Origin of the sequence: Nocardia sp. NPDC057455, from assembly GCF_042802775.1 — a bacterium.
Taxonomy (GTDB): domain Bacteria; phylum Actinomycetota; class Actinomycetes; order Mycobacteriales; family Mycobacteriaceae; genus Nocardia.
The window spans coordinates 25084-48564 of sequence record NZ_JBHVDM010000050.1; the positions used below are offsets into that span (position 1 = coordinate 25084).

Annotated in this window: 23 protein-coding genes; 15 read left to right on the forward strand and 8 right to left on the reverse strand. The window is 67.2% G+C overall.

The annotated features are described in order from the left end of the window. The first annotated feature begins 140 nt into the window (after window positions 1-140). The 4 genes from ACFU5M_RS20870 (at window position 141) to katG (ending at window position 4712) form a co-directional block, all read left to right on the forward strand. A complete protein-coding gene (locus ACFU5M_RS20870) occupies window positions 141-662 on the forward strand; it encodes a hypothetical protein (RefSeq protein WP_379051592.1) in 522 nt (173 codons plus the stop codon). A 12-nt stretch (window positions 663-674) separates the two neighbouring features. Beyond that, a complete protein-coding gene (locus tag ACFU5M_RS20875) occupies window positions 675-1844 on the forward strand; it encodes a zinc-dependent alcohol dehydrogenase (RefSeq protein WP_379051595.1) in 1170 nt (389 codons plus the stop codon). Between the two features lie 157 nt (window positions 1845-2001). Beyond that, window positions 2002-2445 carry a Fur family transcriptional regulator gene (locus ACFU5M_RS20880; RefSeq protein ID WP_379051597.1) on the forward strand — a complete coding sequence of 148 codons (444 nt, stop codon included), beginning with the start codon at window positions 2002-2004 and terminating at the stop codon, window positions 2443-2445. Between the two features lie 35 nt (window positions 2446-2480). Beyond that, a complete protein-coding gene (katG, locus tag ACFU5M_RS20885) occupies window positions 2481-4712 on the forward strand; it encodes a catalase/peroxidase HPI (RefSeq protein WP_379051599.1) in 2232 nt (743 codons plus the stop codon). 77 nt (window positions 4713-4789) lie between these two features. Here the strand turns inward: katG and ACFU5M_RS20890 are convergent, their stop codons facing one another. Continuing rightward, the gene (locus ACFU5M_RS20890) at window positions 4790-5455 is read right to left on the reverse strand and encodes a phosphate uptake regulator PhoU (RefSeq protein ID WP_379051602.1); all 666 of its coding nucleotides are present in this window, start codon (window positions 5453-5455) and stop codon (window positions 4790-4792) included. A 204-nt stretch (window positions 5456-5659) separates the two neighbouring features. Next, the gene (locus ACFU5M_RS20895) at window positions 5660-6070 is read right to left on the reverse strand and encodes a hypothetical protein (protein ID WP_379051648.1); all 411 of its coding nucleotides are present in this window, start codon (window positions 6068-6070) and stop codon (window positions 5660-5662) included. A 271-nt stretch (window positions 6071-6341) separates the two neighbouring features. On the opposite strand from ACFU5M_RS20895, the gene ACFU5M_RS20900 reads away from it, so the two are divergent. Beyond that, window positions 6342-7301 carry an MBL fold metallo-hydrolase gene (locus ACFU5M_RS20900; RefSeq protein ID WP_379051604.1) on the forward strand — a complete coding sequence of 320 codons (960 nt, stop codon included), beginning with the start codon at window positions 6342-6344 and terminating at the stop codon, window positions 7299-7301. Between the two features lie 63 nt (window positions 7302-7364). On the opposite strand, the gene ACFU5M_RS20905 is transcribed toward ACFU5M_RS20900, so the two are convergent. Then, a complete protein-coding gene (locus tag ACFU5M_RS20905; protein ID WP_379051607.1) occupies window positions 7365-8540 on the reverse strand; it encodes an MFS transporter in 1176 nt (391 codons plus the stop codon). Between the two features lie 55 nt (window positions 8541-8595). Here ACFU5M_RS20905 and ACFU5M_RS20910 point away from each other — a divergent pair, with 55 nt between their 5' ends. Beyond that, window positions 8596-9138, forward strand: a complete 543-nt coding sequence (locus ACFU5M_RS20910) for a CGNR zinc finger domain-containing protein (protein WP_379051609.1) — start codon at window positions 8596-8598, stop codon at window positions 9136-9138. Window positions 9139-9165: 27 nt separating this feature from the next. Here the strand turns inward: ACFU5M_RS20910 and ACFU5M_RS20915 are convergent, their stop codons facing one another. Continuing rightward, on the reverse strand, window positions 9166-9549 hold the full coding sequence (locus ACFU5M_RS20915) for a DoxX family protein (protein WP_379051612.1): 384 nt from the start codon (window positions 9547-9549) through the stop codon (window positions 9166-9168). A gap of 213 nt (window positions 9550-9762) precedes the next feature. On the opposite strand from ACFU5M_RS20915, the gene ACFU5M_RS20920 reads away from it, so the two are divergent. The 6 genes from ACFU5M_RS20920 (at window position 9763) to ACFU5M_RS20945 (ending at window position 15209) form a co-directional block, all read left to right on the forward strand. Further along, on the forward strand, window positions 9763-10092 hold the full coding sequence (locus ACFU5M_RS20920) for a hypothetical protein (RefSeq protein ID WP_379051615.1): 330 nt from the start codon (window positions 9763-9765) through the stop codon (window positions 10090-10092). Window positions 10093-10189: 97 nt separating this feature from the next. Further along, window positions 10190-10456, forward strand: a complete 267-nt coding sequence (locus ACFU5M_RS20925) for a hypothetical protein (RefSeq protein ID WP_379051617.1) — start codon at window positions 10190-10192, stop codon at window positions 10454-10456. 531 nt (window positions 10457-10987) lie between these two features. Then, window positions 10988-11644, forward strand: coding sequence for a DUF2267 domain-containing protein (locus ACFU5M_RS20930; protein WP_379051620.1), 657 nt, complete (start codon window positions 10988-10990; stop codon window positions 11642-11644). Between the two features lie 215 nt (window positions 11645-11859). Next, window positions 11860-12516, forward strand: coding sequence for a response regulator (locus ACFU5M_RS20935; RefSeq protein WP_379051650.1), 657 nt, complete (start codon window positions 11860-11862; stop codon window positions 12514-12516). A 163-nt stretch (window positions 12517-12679) separates the two neighbouring features. Then, a complete protein-coding gene (locus tag ACFU5M_RS20940; protein WP_379051621.1) occupies window positions 12680-14452 on the forward strand; it encodes a GAF domain-containing sensor histidine kinase in 1773 nt (590 codons plus the stop codon). Window positions 14453-14843: 391 nt separating this feature from the next. Beyond that, window positions 14844-15209 carry a hypothetical protein gene (locus ACFU5M_RS20945; RefSeq protein WP_379051623.1) on the forward strand — a complete coding sequence of 122 codons (366 nt, stop codon included), beginning with the start codon at window positions 14844-14846 and terminating at the stop codon, window positions 15207-15209. 514 nt (window positions 15210-15723) lie between these two features. Here ACFU5M_RS20945 and ACFU5M_RS20950 read toward each other — a convergent pair. Continuing rightward, window positions 15724-15891 carry a hypothetical protein gene (locus tag ACFU5M_RS20950; protein ID WP_379051626.1) on the reverse strand — a complete coding sequence of 56 codons (168 nt, stop codon included), beginning with the start codon at window positions 15889-15891 and terminating at the stop codon, window positions 15724-15726. Between the two features lie 177 nt (window positions 15892-16068). Here ACFU5M_RS20950 and ACFU5M_RS20955 point away from each other — a divergent pair, with 177 nt between their 5' ends. Further along, entirely contained in the window at window positions 16069-18960 is a 2892-nt protein-coding gene (locus ACFU5M_RS20955) for a tetratricopeptide repeat protein (RefSeq protein WP_379051629.1), read from the forward strand. A 267-nt stretch (window positions 18961-19227) separates the two neighbouring features. On the opposite strand, the gene ACFU5M_RS20960 is transcribed toward ACFU5M_RS20955, so the two are convergent. After that, complete coding sequence (locus tag ACFU5M_RS20960) at window positions 19228-20394, reverse strand: protein kinase family protein (protein ID WP_379051631.1); 1167 nt, start codon at window positions 20392-20394, stop codon at window positions 19228-19230. Between the two features lie 414 nt (window positions 20395-20808). Here ACFU5M_RS20960 and ACFU5M_RS20965 point away from each other — a divergent pair, with 414 nt between their 5' ends. Further along, the gene (locus ACFU5M_RS20965; RefSeq protein WP_379051634.1) at window positions 20809-21897 is read left to right on the forward strand and encodes an IS630 family transposase; all 1089 of its coding nucleotides are present in this window, start codon (window positions 20809-20811) and stop codon (window positions 21895-21897) included. Window positions 21898-21962: 65 nt separating this feature from the next. Here the strand turns inward: ACFU5M_RS20965 and ACFU5M_RS20970 are convergent, their stop codons facing one another. Further along, complete coding sequence (locus ACFU5M_RS20970; RefSeq protein ID WP_379051637.1) at window positions 21963-22361, reverse strand: hypothetical protein; 399 nt, start codon at window positions 22359-22361, stop codon at window positions 21963-21965. Between the two features lie 187 nt (window positions 22362-22548). After that, complete coding sequence (locus ACFU5M_RS20975) at window positions 22549-22857, reverse strand: DUF6802 family protein (protein WP_043701241.1); 309 nt, start codon at window positions 22855-22857, stop codon at window positions 22549-22551. Window positions 22858-23166: 309 nt separating this feature from the next. On the opposite strand from ACFU5M_RS20975, the gene ACFU5M_RS20980 reads away from it, so the two are divergent. Continuing rightward, window positions 23167-23325 (forward strand): hypothetical protein, encoded by a 159-nt coding sequence (locus ACFU5M_RS20980; protein WP_379051640.1) that lies wholly within the window; start codon window positions 23167-23169, stop codon window positions 23323-23325. The last annotated feature ends 156 nt before the right edge of the window (window positions 23326-23481 follow it).

Below are 23481 nucleotides of genomic sequence, written 5' to 3' on the forward strand. Positions count from 1 at the left end.
TCGAGACCGCATAGGGCATGCGCAGCAGTACTTGCTCCGCTTCCTGTGCGACCGACGGTTGGTGCCGCTGACCCGCAGGGCACGGTGCTTCTCGTGCGCGTCGAAGTGTCTGGCGACTACGGAGAGCAACAGGAGGCCCCATGCACTACATCGATGACACCAAACATTTGCTGAGTGACCTCGTGGGGCGGCTGGTCGAGTCGGCGAGCAGCTATTCGAGCAGCCAAACCGTGACCATCGCGCGCCCGCGAGCCGAAGTCGAGCGGTTCTGGCGTGACGCGGCGAACCTCTCCGAAGTGCTCGGCGATGTCGCCGAGGTCAGGTCGACCGAACCGTCGACCTACGAGTGGACCTTGCTCGCCGGCACCGACGGGCGCACGACCTGGAAGACCACCCTGCGCGAGGAGGACGGGCACTTCCGGTTCATCGGCTCCGACGACGAGGACAGCGCCTCCGCCCAAGGCCTCGAAGTCGATCTCGGCTTTCGCGACGCGCCGCGCGATCTGGGCACCGAAGTAACGATGCGGGCGCGGACCCCGCTGCCCGATCTGCTGACCGGCGCGGCCATGTTCACCGCCCTCTATCGAGCCCGAGCCCGGCTGCAGACCGGCGAAATGCCCACCCTCGCCCACAATCCGAGCGCTCGCTCGTCGGCTCGGTGAACAGGAGGAGACATGCGTGCGCTCTGCTGGAACGGCGTCAACGACCTCGCCGTGGAAACCGTGCCCGACCCGACGCTGGTCAATCCGCATGATGTCATCGTGCAGGTCCGGCTGACCACCACCTGCGGCTCCGACCTGCATTTCATCGACGGATATCTGCCCGGAATGCGGGAGGGCGATGTTTTCGGGCACGAATTCATGGGCGAAGTCGTCGAGATCGGACCCGAGGTCGGCTCGACAAAGGTGGGCGACCGCGTCGTCGTCCCGTCCTTCATCGGGTGCGCATCGTGCTGGTACTGCGACCACGAGCTGTATTCGATGTGCGACACCACCAACCCGAACGGTGCGTTGCAGCAACCTCTTCTCGGCTATCCGAGCGGTGGAATCTACGGCTACACCCACCCCTTCGGCGGCTATCAGGGATCCCACGCGGAATATGTCCGCGTCCCCTTCGGCGACGTCAACTGCTTCCGGATACCGGAGGGCATCACCGACGAACAGGCATTGTTCCTGTCCGATGCCGTACCGACGGGCCTGATGGGTGCCGAATTCTGCAACATCCATCCGGGTGACACCGTCGCGGTGTGGGGCAGCGGCGGTGTCGGATTGATGGCCGGGCACACCGCGCGCCTGCTCGACGCCGACCGGATCTTCGTCATCGACCGGTTTCCCGAGCGACTGCGCATGGCGAGTGAGCAGTTCGGCGCGGAGACCATCGACTACACCGCCGTCGACAGCGTCCAGGAGACGCTGCGCGAGAGCACCGGCGGCCGCGGCCCGGATGCCTGCATCGACGCGGTCGGCATGGAAGGACACGGCACCGGAATCCAGCAACTCTACGATCGAGCCAAACAACTCCTACGGCTGGAATCCGATCGCGCGACACCGCTGCGAGAAGCAATTCTCGCGTGCCGGAAAGGCGGCGTGGTCGCAGTGCTCGGCGTCTACGGCCTGACCGACAAGTTCCCTATGGGCGTCGTGACGAACAAAGGCCTCACCATTCGCACCGCACAGCAATTCGGACAGCGGTATGTGCCCCGGATGTTCGACTACATCCAGCAGGGCGACCTCGACCCGTCCTATTTGATCACCCACGACATGCCACTCGACGACGCGGTGTACGGCTACGACATCTTCAAGCACAAGAAGGAAGGGTGCATCCGATCCGTCTTCCGGCCTTGAAGCCGGGTTCCCGGCGGGCCGGACCGGGTGTGCCGCGGACATCGCAGGCCGACCCGCGCCCCTGACCGACCACCCGGAAGCGTCGATCTCGACTGGGAGAGCGCGACTTTCGGACAAAGTCTTGACTCGTTCCAGAAAGCGGACGAGACTTCCGTGCATGCCAACGGCCTCGGAATTCCAGCAGCTGCTGCGAGGAGTTTCGCTGCGTGTGACCCGCCCACGGGTCGCGGTGCTCAGCGCGGTGCACGACCATCCGCACGCCGACACGGAGTCGATCATCCGTGCCGTGCGATCCGCGCTGCCCGAGGTGTCCCATCAAACGGTGTACGACTCGTTGAACGCGCTCACCGCCACGGGCTTGGTAAGGCGGATTCAGCCCTCCGGGTCCGTCGCGCGCTACGAGTCGCGTGTCGGCGACAATCACCATCACGTCGTATGCCGGGGGTGCGGGGTGATCGCCGATGTCGACTGCGCCATCGGCGAGGCCCCGTGTTTGACCGCGTCCGATGACAGCGGTTTCTCGATCGACGAGGCCGAGGTCATCTACTGGGGCCTGTGTCCCGATTGTGTGGAATCACAGGCTTCCCGATCACAGCTGTGATCGCAGCCCACATCACTCATTCAGGAAGGAATGCTGTGTCATCCGATAGCCGCCCGCCCAATCCTGACACCGAAACTCACAGCGCAAGCGAAAGTGAGAACCCGGCGATCCCGTCCCCTACCGCGAAGACGGATCATCGCCCCCGCAGCAACAAGGACTGGTGGCCGGAGCAGATCGATGTCTCGGTGCTGCACGCCCATTCGTCCAAATCCAACCCCCTGGGTGAGGACTTCGACTACCCGGCGGAGTTCGCGAAACTCGACGTCGATGCCCTCCAGGCCGACGTCGCCGCGGTCCTGACCAATTCGCAGGACTGGTGGCCGGCCGATTACGGCCACTACGGCGGCCTGTTCATCCGGCTGAGCTGGCACGCCGCGGGAACCTACCGCATCTCCGACGGCCGCGGCGGCGGCGGTCAGGGGGCCCAGCGTTTCGCGCCGCTCAACAGCTGGCCGGACAACGCCAATCTGGACAAGGCCCGCCGGCTGCTGTGGCCGGTCAAGCAGAAGTACGGCAACAAGATCTCCTGGGCCGACCTGCTCGTCTTCGCCGGTAACGTGGCCTTGGAGTCGATGGGCTTCAAGACCTTCGGCTTCGGCTTCGGCCGCCCGGACATCTGGGAGCCGGAGGAGGTCTTCTGGGGTCCGGAGGACGCTTGGCTCGGCGACGAGCGCTACAGCGGTGACCGTGAACTGGCGGGCCCCCTCGGCGCGGTCCAGATGGGCCTGATCTACGTGAACCCGGAAGGCCCGAACGGTCAGCCGGATCCGGTGGCCGCGGCGCGGGACATCCGCGAGACGTTCGGCCGCATGGCGATGAACGACGAGGAGACCGCCGCACTGATCATCGGCGGCCACAGCTTCGGCAAGACCCACGGCGCAGGCGACGCGGGCCTGGTCGGCGCCGAGCCGGAAGCCGCCCCGATCGAGCAGCAGGGGCTGGGCTGGAAGAGCGCCTACGGCACCGGCAAGGGCAGGGACGCCATCACCAGCGGCCTGGAGGTCGTCTGGACTTCCACGCCGACCCAGTGGGGCAACGGCTTCCTGCAGAACCTGTACGGCTACGAGTGGGAGCTGACCAAGAGCCCGGCCGGAGCCTGGCAGTGGAAGCCGAAGGACGGCGCGGGCGAGGGCGCCATCCCGGATCCGTTCGACGGCCCCGCGCGTACCCCGACGATGCTGACCACGGACCTCGCGCTGCGGGAAGACCCGATCTACGGCGAGATCACCCGTCGCTGGTTGGAGCACCCCGAGGAGCTGGCCGCGGCGTTCGCCAAGGCGTGGTACAAGCTGCTGCACCGCGACATGGGTCCGATCAGCCGCTACCTCGGGCCGTGGGTTCCCGAGCCGCAGCTGTGGCAGGATCCGGTTCCCGCCGTCGATCACGAGCTGATCGACGAGCAGGACATCGCGGCTCTGAAGAGCAAGGTCCTCGAGTCCGGCCTGTCGGTCGCGCAACTGGTCAAGACCGCTTGGGCCTCGGCGGCCAGCTACCGCAGCACCGACAAGCGCGGCGGCGCCAACGGTGCTCGGATTCGTCTCGAGCCGCAGAAGAATTGGGCGGTCAACGAGCCGGACGAGCTGGCCAAGGTGCTGCCGGTGCTCGAGCAGATCCAGCAGAACTTCAACAGCGCCGCCTCCGGCGGCAAGAAGGTCTCGCTGGCCGACCTCATCATCCTGGCCGGATCCGCGGCGATCGAGAAAGCGGCCAAGGACGCCGGGCACGACGTCACGGTGCCGTTCACCCCCGGGCGGACGGACGCCACTCAGGAGAACACCGACGTCGAGTCGTTCGCGGTGCTGGAACCGCGGGCCGACGGGTTCCGCAACTACGTGCGGGCCGGCGAGAAGGCTCCGCTGGAGCGCCTGCTGCTCGACCGGGCGTACATGCTCGACGTGACCGCTCCCGAGCTGACGGTGCTGATCGGCGGCCTGCGTGCGTTGGGCGCCAACTACGGCGGCACCGACCACGGTGTGTTCACCGACCGGCCGGGCGTGCTGACGAACGATTTCTTCGTCAACCTCCTCGACCAGAACACCGAGTGGAAGGCGTCCGAGTCGGCGGAGAACGTCTATGAAGGCCTCGACCGGTCCTCCGGTGCGGCCAAGTGGACGGCCACCGCCAACGACCTGGTCTTCGGGTCACACTCGGTGCTGCGGGCACTGTCCGAGGTGTACGCGCAGGACGACGCCGAGGCGAAGTTCGTGAACGACTTCGTCGCCGCGTGGGTCAAGGTGGTCGAGAACGATCGGTTCGATCTCGCCTGATCCGTATCGGCGAATTCCAGGCCGGCCCGTCGGGGCCGGCCTGGAGTCGTTTGTCACCGATCTGGTGCCGCCCGGATCTACCCGGGTTGCAGAGCCGTGTCGTCGGGCCGGTGCCCGGTGGTCATGTACAGGGTGCGGCGGCCGACCTCGACGGCATGGTCGGCGAAGCGTTCGTAGTAGCGCCCCAGCAGGGTGACATCGACCGCCGCGGCCGTGCCGTTGTCCCATCCCTCGGCGAGGATCGCCGCCAGCAGGTCGCGGTGCAGATCGTCCATGGTGTCGTCGCGCGCGTCGAGATCGGCGGCGTCGCCGGGGTCGGCGGTGGTCAGCACACCGACCGCCGCATCAGCGAGGTCGACCGCCGTCTCACCCATGTGACTGACCAGATTGCGCACCGGCCCCGGGACGGCGTCGGCGGGATGCCTGCGCCTGGCGGTACGGGCGATGTGCTCGGTCAAGGTGCTCATCCGGGTGAGGTCGTCGACCAGCTGCAGCGCGGTCACCACCCGCCGCAGCTCTCCCGCCACGGGAGCTTCGAGCGCCAGAAGCGTGACCGCGGCGTGTTCGGTGTCCTCACGCATCGCGACGGTTTCGGCGCAGTAGTCGATGGTGCGCTCGGCCAGCTCCAGGTCCGCGCCGAGCAGAGCGTCGGTGGCCATCGCGATGGCGTCGCGGTTACGCGCGCACATCACTCGCAGCTGATCGGCGAGCTGCTCGAGGTGATCGTGGAAGCGGGTGCGCACCTTTCCATCATCGCGCGCATCCGTGTCCTGCGCTGCAGGCTCGCGGCGTCGGGCCGGCACAGGCCTCCCCTTTGTCCTGGCGCGCGTCGCGAGATCGCTGGTCGGACAGCCGCGGCGCTGCGGCCCGGCGGCCGGCACTGCCGCCGCGGTCAGCCGCTGCCGACACGGCGAGCACGGTTCCCGGCCAACTGCCGCGAGACCCGCCTAGCGCTGCACGCGGCCGGCTCGTTGCACCTTCCGCGCGGCGAGCACCAGCGGGACCTGCAGCGGAAGACGAACCAGGGCAACCGCTTTCAAGGGCGCCGGGATCCGATCGTTGCGCAGCCAGTCGACCGCCATCTGGATGTTGGCCGGGAACACCGCCAGGAACAACCAGGCGGCCCATCGCCCGCCCCGTCGCCGCGTCCGCGGCGTGACGAGCGCGGCGGCCACGACGAGTTCGGCGACGCCGGAGCCGTGGGTGTACAAGCGGGGCCGACCGGGCAGCTGTGCGGGAATCACCGAGTCGAACGGTCGTGGCGCGAGGAAGTGCAGTATCCCCACGCCGAACAGGAGCGCTGCCAGTCGCCGCGCCGTCGATGCCGCGCCGCGTTCGCCCGCGTCGGCGCGTTCCATTGTCGCCATCACCTCTCACCTTCCGTCAAGCAAACGGCAAACCCGTATCCAGAGATAGAACATCCAGTAACTTAACTGCCTGCCGACACTAGCGCCCTAGGCGCAATTCGTCGATACCTGGCGATTTAAGCGCAAATCACCGTGATACCCCCGAGATCTGAACGACAGACCCCAACCCTATGTCGAGCAGAAGAGAATGACGATTCACATAGTGGTGCGCGAGTAGGCTGTCGTCGGACATGTCGCTGCGGTCGGGCGGGAAGGGGCGGGCGTGGGATTGCCATCAACCGGACCGTTGACGGCGCGCACCGGCGCTGCCGGAACGTGGTGGTCGTGTTGCACGGCCGGGATGTCGATGCCGTGGCGCACCGCGTTCCCGCGTCGCCCCGACGCGGAGTTGCTCGCCTCGATCACGGACGCGGGGCTGCCCCCGGCACGGGCCACAGTTCGATTGACCGCGCTCGTCCACGGTGTGCGACCTGCCCCGGCCTATGGAGTGATCGAAGGGGTTCTGCGGCCGCGCACGGTCGCGATCGCAATGACCAGTTTCCTCGTCGAACACCCGAGAGCTCGTTTCCTGGTCGATCCGGCGATGTGCACCGACGTGCACACCCGGGTCCTGCCGCGACTGCGCCGCCCCTATCGCGAGCTCGTCGCTCCGAGCAAAGCACTTGTCGGACTGGCTGATTCGCTGGCGATGTCGGCCATCCCCGTCGAGCGAGTCGACTTCGCGATCGCGACGCACCTGCACTGGGACCACGTGGCCGGGCTGCTCGATCTACCGGAGTCGCTCGCACTGCGCGCCACCACGGCCGAACTGAAATGGGCGACGAACCCTGCGGCGACCCCGATCGGGGTCGCCGAGTCGCTCGGCACACGACCGACGCCGTCCTTCGACCTGGACGGACCTCCCGTCTTGACCTTCTCCCGCAGCCACGACCTCTTCGGCGACGGCTCGGTCCTGGCGGTGGATCTCTCCGGGCACACCCCGGGCAGCATCGGGCTCGTTCTCGCCGTACCGGACGGTGGCACCGTGCTGCTGGCCGGCGACGCCGTCTGGCGCCGCGAGCAGATCGCACTGCTGCGCGCGAAGCCGCCTCTACCAGGTCTCCTCGTCGACCATGATCGATCCGCGGCCTTCGCCGCCATCCACCGCCTGCACCGCCTGCCCGCCGGGATCGAGGTCATTCCCGCACACGACCACGCGGCGGCGAAGCGATGGGCGCCGTGAGGAACCCGCCTGGACTTCCGGCGATCCGTCGGCGGGGTGTGCGGCGGTTATGAATCTCAGGTCTCACATGTGCCGCCGGAGCGCGCGGCCGACGGCTGTGGCAGCGGCGACGACGACCGGGACCATCAACAGCGCTCGCGGCAAGCCCGCGACTTCGGCGGCGAAACCGATCGTCGGTGGCGCCAGGAGGATCCCGCCGTAGCCGAGAGTGGTCGCCACCGCCACGCCACTTGCGCCCCCGCGGGCCCCCGCGGCCCCCACAGCGAGCGGGAAGAGGTTGGCCAGCCCCAGCCCGGCGAGGCCGAGCCCCGCGAGCGCGAGCGACGGCCAGGACGTCGATGCGACGAGAGTCGTTCCGGCACAAGCTGTTACGCCGCCGACCAGCAGGACATCCGCGGGACCGATCCGGGTGACGAGAGCGCTTCCGGTCAACCGGCCCACCGCCATGGCACCTTGGACGGTCGCATACCCGGCCGCCGCGAGCCCGTCGCTCACGCCCAGATCCGCGCGCAGATGTAGCGGCGCCCAATTGTCCAGACCACCCTGCGCGAAGGCCGCGCACAGCCCGACCACGCCGAACATCACGACGATCCATCCGGAGTGGCCGGCCGCCGCAGGCCCAGCACAAGATTGGGCGCGGGGAATGGGATCGGCGGTCAGCGCCCACCCGGCGGCCGCGGCTGCCACCACCCCCAGCGGAGCCACCGACAGCAGATGCCCGGCCGGCGAGAGGTGTGCGGCGAGTGCCCCGCCGACCCCGGCCCCGCTCAGGCTGCCCAAACTGTTGGCCGCGTGCAGGGCGGGCATCAGCGGACGGTTCAGCGCGGCCACCAGATCGACCGCCACCGTATTGACAGCCACATCGAGTGCTCCGAAGGCCACGCCGAAGACGGTCAGCGCCACCGCGAGTTGCGGCACGGACGTCGCCAGTGCCGGCAGCACGACCGTCGCCGACAGCATTCCGGCGGCCGTGGCCGCCGCCCGCGCCGCACCCCAGCGACGGCAGATCACACCCCCGGCCGACATCGTCGCCACCGCCGCGACCGCCATAGCCGAAAGCGCCAGACCGAGTTCGCCGGGCGCGGCGTGAACGCGGTGCGCCACCGAGGGGATGCGCACCGCCCATCCCGCGAAGACGAACCCGCCGAGCGCGAACAACACCGTCACCGCGGTCCGGGCCCGTCGCAGCGGCACGAAGTCCGCCCGGCGAGTGCGCACAACCACTTTGTTACCAGCCATACGTTTAGACGGTAAGCAATGAAGGCTTTACCGGTCAACAGTTACACTGGTAAACATGTCGGCCACCAGCAGCGCCCCCGGAGATCTGGAGCAGGTCCGGGCGTTCCTGAATACCTGGCGGCTGCCGCACGAGACCCGAAGCCCCGCGGACGATCTCCCTTCACTGATCACGCGGGCCACGGACTGGCGCACCGCCCTACCGGACATCCCGCGCCCCGGTCCCGGCGACCTGGACGAGCTGCTGGCGCTGCGCACCGACCTCCGTGCGGTCCTCGGTCATCCCGCCCCGGCCGAGTTGCGCGCATGGTTCGCACGGCACCCGGTGACCGTGACCGTCGGCGACGAGGTGCAACCGCTGCGCTACCGCCCCGTCGACAGCGGCGCCGCGGCCGTCATCATGGCGATGGTCGCCGCCGCACTCGCCGGGCAGCAATGGGCGCGATTGAAGTCGTGCCCGGACTGCCGCAACGTCTTCTTCGACCACAGCCGCAACCGCAGCCGCACCTGGTGCTCTATGTACGCCGAAACACCCGACGGGCGCGCCTGCGGCAGCATTTCGAAGGTCCGCGCGTATCGGAAGCGCCGTCGTGGCAACTGAACCGGCCTCGATTCATCCCGCGCCGGGTCAGCCGGTGAAGGACTCGGGGCCGAGCCTGCCCCAGGCCACGAACACGGCCAAGGCCAGATAGGCCAGGTTCAGCACGATGAACTCGGCTTCCGCATTGCGGAGATGGGTGACGATCGCGCCGATCATCAGCAAGACCCAGCAGACGGCGGTCACCGGCACCAGCACCGGCGCGATGTCGAGCACGGCAGGCAGGATCAGCCCGGCGGCAGCCAGGATTTCGATGATCCCGAGGGTCTTGACGAAGCCGATGCTCGCGTGTGCGGTCCATCCGCCACCCGGGGACTCGGCCAGTTTATGTCCGGGCACGAACGTCTTGGTGATACCGCCGGCCAGGGCGACCGCGGCCAGCAATCCGGCGGCGATCCACAGAGTGAGGTTCATGGGGTACTCCTCGCTGAGTTCTTCTCGGCGACTCGGTTCGGCAACCGAGTCGCGATCGGTCGTGCACAAGACACCACCGGCTCGGATCCCGTGACACCCCATCTACGTGACGTGCGCCATGACTGCGCTCGTCTGAGCCCAGTTCCTCCCGGCAGTCGCACCGCACGCCCGGTCCGATATTCTCGGATCCACTGCCACTACCCCAGGGGACACATGGTCACGGGATTCCGCTCCACGACACGCACGCTCGCCCGGTTCGCAGCGGGCGCACTGCTGGTCAACGCCGTCCCGCATACGGTCAAAGGCCTCACCGGAGAACGGTTTCCCACTCCCTTCGCGAACCCGCCCGGAGTCGGCCTTTCCTCCCCGATCGAGAACACAGCGTGGGGGGCCGTCAATCTCGTGGTAGGCAGCGCACTACTGCGCGGAGGCCCACGGACGACGGGCGAGAAGGTCGCGACGGTATCCGGCGGCGCGCTGATGGCATTCGGGATTTCCTACTATTTCGGGCACCTCGCGGACCGCCGCGCCGCCGCTCGATGACGTAGACAGAGGCCACGCCCACCTCGGGACGTTCGCCCCGCGCTTACGGGTAGCAGTACCCTCCCGCCGGACCCACCGCCCGAACAGGCTGAGTGCCATGTCTCCCCGGTTCATCCCGCAACGCTCGCCCGGCGGAGCACCGGACCCGGATGCCGCGCCACTGGCGGTTCCCGCAGTGGTGATCGCCTCGATGATGCTGATCGGGATGCTCGCGGCCATCCTGGTGTTGCTGCCGGGATGGGCCCGCGACTACGGCGCGGGCTTGGTGTATCTCGCTGTCCTGATCTATGCCGGTCTCGCGGTCCGGCTGTTGTGGTGGGGCGTGGCGATCCTGCGTACCCGTGTGGCGGACACCGAGGAATAGAACGCGGGAAGACGGCGGCACTCGAGCAGCCTGTGACGCCCCGGGGAGGGGCTCGGGTGCCGTGCGGCCGAGTTCGCACCAGATGCGAGCGAGGGGGACCAAGGACCCTGGGTACCGGGCGGAATGCCCGTAGTCCTTTGGTCCCGCGCCCGGCCACCCCTCAAGTGCTGATCCGCATCGGCACCGCGCCCGACGACGCGGACGTGATCCCGCCGACCCCGCGACGACCGGTCACGGAGATCTTCACCGTCACCGGCTCCGGCTGAACCCGAGACCTTCGTAGCGGCATCCGGCAGGACGCACGCTATGGAACCGCTCCTGGCGGACGTCCGGGTGACCATGGTCCCGTCGGTGCGGGCACGAGGCCTCTCACCGGTCCCGGCTCGGACGAGGAGTCTCGTCGATATGGGACAGAAGACACCGCCGGGCGGGCCTCGCACGGCGATCTGCCCGTGCACGGCCGGTGTCGCTCAGCCCCGTGGTTTCCCGCAGGCACAACCAACCACGCTTCACCCGTGAAAGGCACACCCCATGAGCTACCACCGCGACCCCCTCGCACCCGCGGTACACACCGCACACGAGTGGCTGCGCACTCTCGCCGACGGACTCGCCACCGAGGACCGGCCCTTCGCGCACCGCGCCCTGCGGGCCTGGCTGCACACCGTTCGTGACCGCATCGGTGTCAACGCGGCCGCGCATCTGAGCGCCCAACTGCCCGAACTCCTGCGCGGAATCTTCTATGAGGGCTGGGTTCCCGCGCACGTCCCCGTTTCACACGACGTGCTCTCCTTCCTCGATCAGTTCGCGCGGGAAGCGGGCGTCTCCCGGGACGAGGCCTACGCGCTCGCGGGCGCGGTGACCGACGGGCTGGCCGAGTTGTTCTCGCCCGGACAGCTCGATCACGTGTTCGCGTTGCTGCCGGAGGACTTGCGGGCGGTCCTGCGCGGAACCGACCTCGCGGGTACCTTGCCGGAGAAGACCGCGGTCCGGCCGGCGCAATCGTCTCGCCTCGACGAACTGGACAACCGCCTACGGGCGCTCACCGACGCGGTGGCGGTGCTCGCCCGCAGCCTCGAAGCGGCTTCTGGTGGCGAAGCCACCGATACCGCGCAGGTTGCCGCCGCCCAGCAAGCCCACCGGATTCTGATCGCCGAAGGATTAGCCCGCTCCGAGGCACCCACGCGCTGACCCGATCGCCGGCGGCGGGTCGACTTCCGACGGGTCGCACCGGGCCGCTCCCCCGGCGCCGTAGCGTGATACGTCTTCGCAAATCCGTGATCCGTCGCCGCCCAGCGGCCCTCCCGCGATGTCCATTCGTCCGCGAAAAGGACTTTGGTCCGTACCGAGCCTTCCGCCCCATGCGTAGTGTCGACCACACACCTGCTCCCGGATTGGACACCACCATGATCACGGTGTTTCTGGTCGACGACCACGAGATCGTCCGTCGCGGCCTCGCCGACCTGCTCTCCGACGACCCGGAGCTCTCGGTGATCGGCGAAGCGGGCGACGTCGCCCAGGCGCTCGCGCGCATCCCCGCACTTCGGCCGGACGTCGCCGTCCTCGACGTGCGCCTGCCCGACGGCAACGGCATCGAACTGTGCCGCGATCTGCTGTCCAAACTCGACGATCTGCGCTGCCTGATCCTCACCTCGTTCACCGACGAACAGGCCATGCTGGACGCGATCCTCGCCGGTGCGAGCGGTTACGTGGTCAAGGACATCAAAGGCATGGAGTTGGCCAAAGCCATCAAGGAAGTCGGCGCGGGGCGCTCACTGCTGGACAACCGCGCCGCCGCCGCCTTGATGCAACGACTACGCGCCAACACCGACCACGACGGCCCTTTGGCCGGACTCACCGATCAGGAACGCAAGCTGCTCGACCTGCTCGGCGAAGGACTGACCAACCGCCAAATCGCGCAGCGCATGTTTCTCGCCGAGAAAACCGTGAAGAATTACGTCTCCCGGCTGCTGGCCAAACTCGGCTTGGAACGGCGCACTCAGGCTGCCGTCTACGCGTCGAAACTGCGCTCCCGGCCGCCCGGCTCCAGCATCGACTTCTGACCGTTGGCTACGACATCGCCTCGGACGTTCCGAACCGAGCCCGGCGCGCGCTCCACCTCGGCCCGGATAGTGCTTCCGACCGCATTCCAGCGCGAGAACGCCGCATTCGGTTCCGCTCGGCTTCGCCGTTCATTTCCGCCACGGGGTGAAATATTCTGGAGCAATGGCGAGCAGCCGCGCTGACGGCGTTCCGGGAGCAGCGCAGCCGACCGATTACGAGTCGGCCGATGCCTATTCGGTGCGTGACACCCTCTCGCAATTGCGGCTGCGCGAACTGCTCGGCGAGGTCAAGGACCGCATCGAACAAATCATCGACGCCCGCGACCGGATGGACGGCCTGATCGAGGCCATGCTGGCCGTCACCTCCGGCCTCGATCTCAACCGCACCCTGCGCACCATCGTGCACACCGCGATCTCCCTGGTCGACGCTCGCTACGGCGCACTCGGCGTCCGTGGCCACGACCAGCAGCTCACCCAATTCATCTACGAAGGTATCGACGAACCGACCCGCGAACGGATCGGTGATCTCCCGCAGGGCCACGGTGTGCTCGGTCTGCTGTTCAGCCAGCCCAAACCCATCCGGCTGGACAACCTCGCCGACCACCCCTCCTCGGTCGGGTTCCCCGGCCACCACCCGCCGATGCGCACCTTCCTCGGCGTACCCGTCCGTATCCGCGACGAAGTGTTCGGCAACCTCTACCTCACCGAGAAAGCGGGCGGCCAGCCGTTCACCGAAGACGACGAAGTCATCGTGCGGGCCCTGGCGGCCGCGGCGGGTATCGCCATCGACAACGCACACCTCTACGAGTCCGCCCGCACCCGGCAAGCCTGGATCGAAGCCACCCGCGACATCACCACCGAATTCCTCGCAGGCACCGCGTCCGAGCGAGTCCTGACCCACCTGGTCGAGGCAACGCACCGGCTCACCGGCTCGCAACGGACCTTCCTCGCGGTCGTCCCGAACCCCGAGAGCCCGCCCGAGGAGATCACCGAACTTTTGATCACGCATACCGCGGGCAGCACGGCCGACCAGCGGCCGATCAAGCTTCCACTGGGAGACACCACCATCGGCTCGGCTTTCCGCTTGCGTTCCCCGCAGCGGTTGGACGACGCGCGCCGCGCCGATCTCGGCAAGATCTTCCCCGGCGCCGGGCCCGCGCTCGTGTTGCCCATGCAGACCTCGGACTCCACCGTCGGCGTGTTGGTAGCGCTGCGCGCGGTGGAATCGGCGCCCTATAACGACGAGGTCCTCGCGTTGACCGCCGCCTTCACCGACCAAGCCGCTCTGGCGATGCGGTTGGCCGACGCCCAGCAGCGCATGCGGGAACTGGACATCCTCTCCGACCGCGACCGCATCGCCCGCGACCTGCACGACCACGTCATCCAGCGACTGTTCGCCGTCGGGCTGAGCCTGCAAGGGACCGTGCCCCGCACCCGTGTGCCCGAAGTGCGTGAACGCATCACCGACGCGATCAACAACCTGCAAGACGTGGTCCAGGAGATTCGCACCTCGATCTTCGACCTGCACGGCGGCAGCAGCCACAGCGCGCGGGTGCGGCAACGCATCGAGGAAGCGATCCGGCAGCAGACCGACGCCGGTGACCTGCGCACCTCCGTGCGCATCGCCGGTCCCCTCTCGGTGATCGATCCGGAGCTGGCCGATCACGCCGAAGCCGTTGTGCGCGAGGCGGTCAGCAATACCGTGCGCCATTCCGGGGCGGAGTCGGTCGCGGTCGAGATCACGGTGGCCGACGACCTGACCGTCGTCGTCGAGGACGACGGATGCGGCGTGCCCACCGATGTGACGCCGAGCGGACTGGCGAACCTGGCTCGGCGCGCCGAGGAGGCGGCCGGAACTTTCACCGTCACGGCCGGTACCGGCCCGGATGGGAGCACAGCGGGCACCCGGTTGTGCTGGCGAGTGCCGCTGCGCTGATCGTCGATGGCCGCTGTGGGCTTCCTAGCCACCAGAGAGGCTGGTCAAGCCATTGTCGTTGTTTCCGCTCGATTACTACCGGAACCCCCTCAGTGCTCACAAGCCTCGTAAGTAGGGCGGGCGCGAAAGTCGCTACTGTGTAACAAGTTTTGGACATTCGACCGATAGGGACTCGGGTGCGGTGAGCGCGCTCATCTCGAGTTGGAGGTCAACTATGTCGCAGTGGAGGAGAAGTCCGCGCACCGTTCGGCAGTCGGTCCTGCTGGCCGCAGTCGCCGGGACGGTGGCACTTGCTCCGGCCGCGCTTGTCATACCGGCATTCGCAACCCCTGACCAAACCCCGGTTACTATCGCACCCGTCGCCACCGCGCCCGTGACGACGGTGCCGCCGGTGACCACCGCGCCGCCGGTCACCACCGTGCCCCCGGTGACCACCGCTCCGCCGGTGACGACCACACCGCCGGTCACCACTGTTCCGCCGGTAACGACCGAACCGCCCGTAACGACCCCGTCATTTCCCAAACCTGCTGAGCCGGAGGACCCCTACGGCCCCGACGGCTTCGATTTCTGGGGCTACGACCGGTGGGGTTACGACCGGTGGGGATACGACCGCTGGGGATACGACCGACAGGGCTACAACGCACAGGGCTACACCTCGCAGGGCTGCGCCCGCTCCGGCGAGGACCGGCCCGACGCCGACCGGCTGGCCTGCGAACTGCGCAGGGCGCGACCATCCACCGGCAGCGCGGGCAGCTGAACCCGCACACCTGCTGAACACCTCCCACATCGACTCGTGGCGCAGAGGACCGCACCGCGGGTCGATGTGCGTGGCCGGTCGACCGGCGCACAGGGCTGGGTCGCCGACGTCGTTCATGGCGGCCCGGTGCAGGAAAGTGGTGCTCGGGTTGGAGAATTGACAAACCAGTTAGAGAACCACGCACCGCGCCGCGTCAAATCGATTGCGGGCTACGGATCCACGCGGCCGACAGTAACCAACCCAGAGCTTCTGGTGTAACCCAACCGGACACCTCAGTCATCGAAACGGGGTCCGCACGACCAAGCGGCACTGCCTGTCCGCGCGGTTCTCATCCTCGCTATGGCGGCGGCCGAGCTGATGAGCCGCTCATCAGCCTAATCGAACTCGGTCGTGACGCCAGCGTCACTTCTGATATGAAACGGTGTGAGCACGAAACGGAGTGAGGGCTTCACCGAAACCCTCCGCAACCGTTCACTTCAAGAGTCCCGATTGGATCCACAAGTCCGGGACGGGGTCACCAGAGCCATTCGATGAGGCGGGCGCCGAGTTCCTGGAGTGCGCCGTTGGCGAGCCAGACGGTGGCGGTGGCCGCGGCGGTCAGCGCGGGGGTGCGGGCGCGGCGCCACCACCGGCTCGCCCGGCCGGGCTGGGGTTCGGGCTGGTGGTTGGTGGTGTCGGTCATCGGTGCGGGCTCGCTTCCGGAGGAGACGGATTGGTGTCCTGACAGGAAGCGCCGTGAGTTCGACGCCATACCACGCGGCGGGTCCGCTACCGTGGGTGAAAACGCATGTCGTGGACAGTTTCTCACTCATCCGAGTCGAGTCGAGTCGGCGACGAGTCGGGGAGGGAGACACCGCCGTTGGCCGAGGGCGTAACCGGGCGACAAGGCGATTCGGCACGAGCACGCTTCGTCGCCGAGCTGGCCGCGCTGCGGGGACGATCGGGATTGACCGCACACGATATCTCCGCCTGGATCCACAATCGGAAGCACCGGAAGGTGGCGGCGTCGACGATCAGCGACTGGCTCAAGCCACAGCCAGTGATCCCCCGCACCGACGAGAAGTTCGTCCTGGTCATCGAATGCCTGCACGTCGCGGGATCCCAGCAGTGGACCCCCGCGGCCCTCGAGCGCTGGAAACGATGGCGGGCGGCCGCATACACCGAATCACGGTCGGGCGCGCAGCAAACTTCGGAAGGCGACACCGGCGCCGCAGCCGCCGAGCCCAGCGGCGTCAGCCAGGACGACGACGGCGGCGGCCCGGCCGCGGTGGTCGTGGGCCTAGTGCCGCAGAAACCTGCCCATTTCGTGTACCGCCAGCAGTTCCGCGACTTGGACCAAGGCTTGGCCCACGGTCGGGTCGCGGTGGTGGTCACCGGGATGCGTGGGGCGGGCAAGACACAGCTGGCCGCCGCCTACGCCCGCCAGGTCCTCGACCACGAGCGCGGGCTGGTCGGATGGGTGAACGCCGAGACCACTGACACCCTGTACACCGGGCTGGCCGAGATCGCCGACCATCTCGGTGTCGCCGCTCCCGATGGGGATCCGGTGAAGTCCGCGCATCGGCTGCGCGACCATTTCAACAACCATCCCGACCGGCACCTGCTGATCCTCGACAACGCCACCGACCCCGACCGACTGCGCGTCGTGTTGCCCACCCGAGGCGGCACCCGAGTCGTGATCACCACCACCGACCAGGCCATGACACGCCTGGCCGACGTCACCGTCGACGCCGGCACCGGTTACACCACCGACCAAGCCCACACCTACCTGCGTGCGGCCACCGGCATTCTCGACGACCCCGACGGCGAACAGCAACTGGCTGAGGAGCTGGGGGGTCTGCCGCTGGCACTGGCCGCCGCCGCCGCCGCGATCAACCCGCCCTATGGGCCCGCTCTGACCTACGACGCCTACCTGACCAGGTTGCATGTACAGCCGCTGCCACGAGCATTACGACGCCGTGACGGAGCCGACCACCCTCAGTCGGTGGATCAGGCGATCACGCTGTCGATCCGTGCCGCCGAAACCTCTACCGGCGACCGTGAACTCGACACCGTTGTGGCATGGCTGCTCGGGCTGTTTGCCGTGCTCTCGGCTTCGGGTGTCAAGCGGGCTCTGCTCACCCACCCCGACCCGTCACTGGACGAGCTGGTCGATGACGCGATCGACCGTTGCGTACAGTACTCGCTGCTGAGCTGGTCCACCGACAACACCGCCCTGTCCACCCACCGGCTCACCGCTCGTGTCCTGCGCGAACGAGCCCATGACACCGACACCGAGGCGACCCTGCTGACGCACGCGTTGGAGGTGATCGAGCCGCGACTGTTCGACAGCAGCGAGGCCTGGGCACGGCGGCTAGAGGGTGCTCATCTGGTCGATCAGATCCAATCTCTCCACGCCGCAGACCTGCCCATCGGCACCCACACATCTACCCAGTTTCTGGCCGCCCTCTGCTGGGCCACCGCCCAGCTCACTCGTGCCGCCGACCTCGCCCGGGCCATCACGCAGGCCCGCCACACCCACACCTGCCACCAACAGATCCTCGGCCCTGACCACCCTGCAACTCTGACCACCGCCAACGATCTCGCTCACGCCTACGAGTCGGCGGGCCGGGTCGCCGAAGCGATCGCGCTGTTCGAACAAAACCTCGACGACCGCATACGGGTACTGGGCGCCGGCCACCCCCACACTCTGATGTCCCGCGGCAACCTCGCCACCGCGTACCAGTCGGCAGGGCGGCTCACCGAAGCCATCCCGCTGTACGAGCAGACCCTCGCCGACTTCGAGCGGGTCTTCGGCCCCGATCATGTCCGCACCTTGACCACCCGTAACAACCTCGCCAACGCCTACCAGTCGGCGAGGCGGGTGGCGGCGGCCATCTCCCTGTTCGAGCGGAACCTCATCGAGTCCGAGCGTGTCCTCGGGGCAGACCATCCTGACACCTTGATCTCACGCAACAACCTCGCTCGCACCTACCAGTTGGCGGGCCGGGGCGAGAAGGCGATCCCGCTGCACGAACAGAACCTGACCAAGCGCATCCGGGTCCTGGGCGCGGATCACCCGGACACCTTGGGTTCGCGCAATAACCTCGCCCTGGCATACGAGTCGGTGCGCCGGATACCCGAGGCGATCTTGTTGCACGAGCGAAACCTCACCGAATACGAGCGTGTCCTCGGGGCAGACCATCCTGACACCTTGATCTCACGCAACAACCTCGCCGCCGCCTACCGCTCGGTGGGTCGATTGGACGAAGCGATCTCCCTGTACGAACAGGCCCTTACCGAGTTCGAGCGAGTACTCGGAGTAAACCACCCCAACACCCTGCTCTCCCGCAACAACCTCGCCCGGGCCTACGAAGTGGCGGGACGTCTCACCCAAGCCATACCACTGTTCGAGCAGAACCTCACCGACTACGAGCGTGTCCTCGGGGCAGACCACCCTGACACCTTGATCTCACGCAACAACCTCGCCGCCGCCTACCAGTCAGCTGACCGGTTGGAGGAGGCGATCCCACTCTTCGAGCGGAACCTCACCGAGTCCGAGCGAGTACTCGACGCAGACCATCCCGAAATCGTCCATGCCCGCGGCAACCTCGCCCTTGCTTACCAGTCGGCAGGACGGATTGCCGCCGCGATTCCGCTCTACGAGCAGATTCTCATTGAGCGCAAGCGAATGCTCGGGGCAGACCACCCCGGCACCATGGCACTGCGTGATTTTCTTGCCGTGATGCGAATTTGGGTCGGGACGAAGTGAAGACCGACCACCCCGAAATCGCATGACAGGGCGCGATGTTGGGTACATCCCATCTCGTCGTTCCGCACCAACCTGCCCGCCCTCGTCGAGTAGGGCGCCTTTCGGCTGCTGGCTACAGTGACTGGGGACGGTCCGCTCTCCGCGACCTGGCCTACGAGGCGGAGACCAATCCCCTCGGCCGGGCCTCTTCGAGACGAAAGACGGTGTCTTGATGGCAGAGTCCGGCGACGCTCACGATCCCCGGGACCGACTTCGCGTTGCGGTTCATCACCACCGGGACCCAGACGCACGGCCAGCTGCTGGTGACCGAGCGGTGGCGCCCGTCTGGGGTGGTCCACAACGACTGCCCGGACATCCTGCGGTGGCGAGAGAGGCCTGGCCGCCCAGCAGGCGGCGGATCTCCTGGTCCGGATACGGGGTGCTCCGGCTGTCCTGCTGGAAGGCACGTGTGAATGCGGACATCGCCGCGGCGATCGGCGCGTGCCGGGTGAGGACCGTGGCGGCCTCCGCACCGATGCCCTCCGGCGGCTTGCCCTCGGCGATGGCACGCACCATCGCGGCGCGTGTCTCCCGGTCTTCTCGCCGGAGCCCGTACAGGGCGGTGACCAGCCAGTTCACCAGGTAGGTGGCGGTGAAGCCGCGGTCGTAGCTTTGGCTTCGGTCGAAGAACGCGGCCTCCTTCGGCGAGAGGTCGAACCCGCAGGAGAGTGCGAGGCCGTAGTCGCCGAAGTAGATGCGTCGACCGTCGGTCAGGATGTTCTCGAAGTGCGCGTCGAGGTGCAGCAGCCCACGGTTGTTCATGAATTCGGTGCCGGCGGCCAGTTCCCGCTCCACCATGGCGCAGGCCCGGTCGGCGGCCTCGTCGCCCGCCTCGATCTGGGCGTTCAACCACTCGTGCAGGCTCTGCGGGATGTACTCCAGGAACAGCGCGATGCTCGCCGAAGAATCCTGCAGGGCCTCGATCCGGTGACGTACCTGTGGTCGGCCGTCCCAGTAGGCGACGGCGCGGTCGATGTCGGCGAGTTCCTCCGGGAGCGGCGTCGTGTCCGGCAGCACCCGCCAGTGATACATCAGCGGGAAACCCTCGTGTTCGGCGGCGAGCACCCAGTTCGTCGTCATGACGTGCACCGCGAGCTCGCGCCAGGCCCCGAAGCCCGGCCCGCCGATCAGGCCGACGCCGAAATGGCAGAAGAGCGGCAAGTCGAACAGGTTCGCCGTGGACCGAACGTGCTCCGGCTGCCGTTCCAGGTCGGTGAGGGGCACTCGCTTCACGAAGACCGGGGATCCGGCGACCTCCAGCAACGCCGACTTCCCGCCGATACCAGCGCCGATCGGCGCGGCCGCATCCACAAGCTCGCGCAACGCGTGATCACTGTGCAGCGCCAGGGCCGTGGAGACGGCGCTGTGAGCGCGCAGACGCGCCGAGCGCGACATTTCGTGGGTCGTCGCCGCGTCGCGGGGTATCGCCGCATCAGGTGAACAGGACGTCACTGCGTCAGGGCAGTTCGCTTCGGCCTCCACGTGGGCGCCGACCTCGATTCAGCCATGGCCACGCGGTCATGCCGGCGGCCGCCGGAGCGGGCGGGAGGTCGGTCCGGGGCCGCACCCGACGGCGGTCCCGGCTTGTCCCCCGGAACCGCACTCTACGTTACGACCCCCACGCGACGACTCCACGTAGTGAGAGACGAGGCGTCAGGCGTCGGCCTGAAGCTAAGGGGCCGCTGGCTTTCGGCATTCTGCCGACCCGTAGAACGCTAGTGCCTTGTCCAGGTGGGTCGATCGGGTAATCGGGGTGTCGGGTTGCTGGTCTGCTCTATCGGCAGCGATGCTGCTGGTGGAGGTGGTGTTGTGGCTCGTAAGCCAGAGGTGTTCGTCCGGCCGGTGACCCCGGAGGAAGGCCGGAAATTGCAGCAGATCACCCGCACGAGCAAGCAGCCGGTGCGGGTGCGGCGCGCGATCGTGGTGTTGGCATCCGCGCAAGGGCAGCCGGTGCGGTTGATCTGTCGGTTGATGCAGGTATCGGAAAGCTATGTGCGTCAAGTGATTCGGGACTTCGACGACAAAGGGTTCGCGGCATTGGACCCAAAATGGAGAGGGGGCAGGCCGAGGGCGACCGATCCGGCGACGCGTGAGCGGATCGGTCAGATCGCCCGGTGCTGCCCCCGTGACCTCGGATGGCCGTTCTCGACCTGGAGTTTGTCGAAACTTCGGGATATGTTGCGTATCAACCAGATCGCGGATATCAGCCGCGAGACCCTGCGAAAGATCCTGACCGACCAGGGCATCTCCTGGCAGGCCACAAAGACATCGAAGGCCGGTAAAGACCCGGAATTCGCCGCGAAGATGGCCCGGGCCCTGGGCCTCTACGACAACCCGCCCGACGATGGGCGCGTGGTCTGTGTCGACGAATTCGGGCCGCTCAACTTGCAGCCGCGCGCTGGTCGCGGCTGGCATCCCAAACGGACCCCGAAGCGGCTGCGGGCGACCTACCACCGCACCCAGGGCGTGCGGCATATGTTCGGCGCTCTCGACCTGGCCACCGGGCAGATCTACTACCGAATCCGTGATCGCAAGCGATGGAAGGAGTTTCGGGCGTTCCTGCAGAGTCTGCGGCAGCGGTGGCCGGGCGAGAAGCTGTATGTGATCGTGGACAACTTCTCCCCGCACAAGCGCGCGGAGGTCAGTGACTGGTGCGTGGGCAACGATGTCGAGCTGGTGTTCCTGCCGACCTATTCGAGCTGGTCGAACTGGATCGAGTGCGAGTTCGCCGCCCTGCGCTACTTCGCGCTCAACGGCACCGACCACCGCAGCCACGGCGAGCAGGACGACGCGATCGGCGCCTACATCCGCTGGCGCAACCAGCACGCCCAGCCCAAGCGAGACTTCGCCGTCAACTCCAAGATCCGGCTGCCAGATTACCTACCGTACGTTGCTTGACGGGCGCTAGATAAATTGCTGCGGTAATCGGACTCGGGTCGACCGCGGGTGTGTTGACACCTGCCCTACGGTTCTCGACGGCGCGCCGGGCTGGAACGAACAGCGGAAACGAACGCAGCTGCGCCGCTCCAGGCGGGATCGATGACCATCTCGTATTCGGTGCTGTCCAGCACGTCGATCCTCAGCACGGTGGTGCTGTTCTCGTCGGTCGCAACGATCAGGCCGTCGATCATCTGGTCTATACCGTCGGCGAACTGCTGGATTCCATTCCAATCAAATGTGGCTGCCCCGGCCGCCACCACGTCCTGGAACTCGGCATAGGTCATGCCGGAGGGGAATCGACCGATCCCTTCGAAGTCCTCGACCCTCCACCGCAAGCTGTTCGGCTGGAACAACCCGAGCACATCGTGCAGGGATACCAGCATTCGCTGGGAGGTCCACATGGGGATCTTTTCAGTGATCATTCAGGCATCCTCAACGGCACGGCAGGACCGCGTTGCGGTCTGATGCCGGGAAGGCTACGACTACACGGGCAAGCTGACACCCGATTTACCGACGCAACCTTTCTGGACATGGCACTAGCTGTGCTGTCTCATGAGGTTGGTTCCACGGTGGTGATCTCGAACGTCAACTGTCCGAATGCGGCACCGCTCACGTGCCCAGCCGCCCCTGATCCGTTCGAATCCACTCCGAGGTTCCGTCCGGGTGACGATGGAACTCCCAGGCGGTATAGTCGCCATCCTTCTCCACCACCTTGACGTGATCGGCGAAGCCGTCGTGATCGACGTCGGTCCACACCTGCATGGCATCGTCGCCGGTGATGGTCATGCTGTCGAGCAGACCGTCTTGGTCGATGTCCTGGGTGGGATGGTGCAGCTCGACCGCGCCGAGGCCGCCTAATTCGGAGTGCGCGTCGATATGCGGTAGATCCAGGCCAGGCAGATCACCCGACGTGACCATGTCCCCTGCTTTCGGGCGCCATGCCTTCGAAGAACTTGGCCAGCATCGGCCCAGAGTATCGAGGTCTTGGCCGCCATTCAATACCTTGTACCACTGGTCGCCGAATTGGAAGCCAACCCAGGCCAGCTGCGAAGGCATGGCCAAGGCCCGCCGAGGGCGCCTCAAAGGCAAACAACCGAAACTGCCACTCGCAGCACGCAAGACGATCCATCGCCGCTACCTCGACGACGACGCGAGCCTGGCCGACGCCGCCCCGGACCTGACGCTTGCCCCCGTTGCGACTAACCCCGCCACCACCCGGCCCGACGGTTGGAAGAGGCAGGCGGCGCCTGCACGCTCTACCTCGTGCCGGGCGGCTACCACGGATTCGATCTGATCGAGCGACGAACTCCGATCGCCCGCGAATTCCACCGTGCCCGGATGGCCGCGCTCGCCGCCGCGTTCACCGCCGACCGACACCTCAGGTGAACGCGCGCAGGCAACAGGCCCGGCCGCTGCCCGAGCACCGAGGTAGCGACAAGCCGACCGGTGATGTTCCCCCGGTTTCGTGGAGTCGAGATGCTGGACTTCAGGCCACGGGTTGGATGGACGGTTGCATCATTTCGTACTCGATCGGAGTCCGCA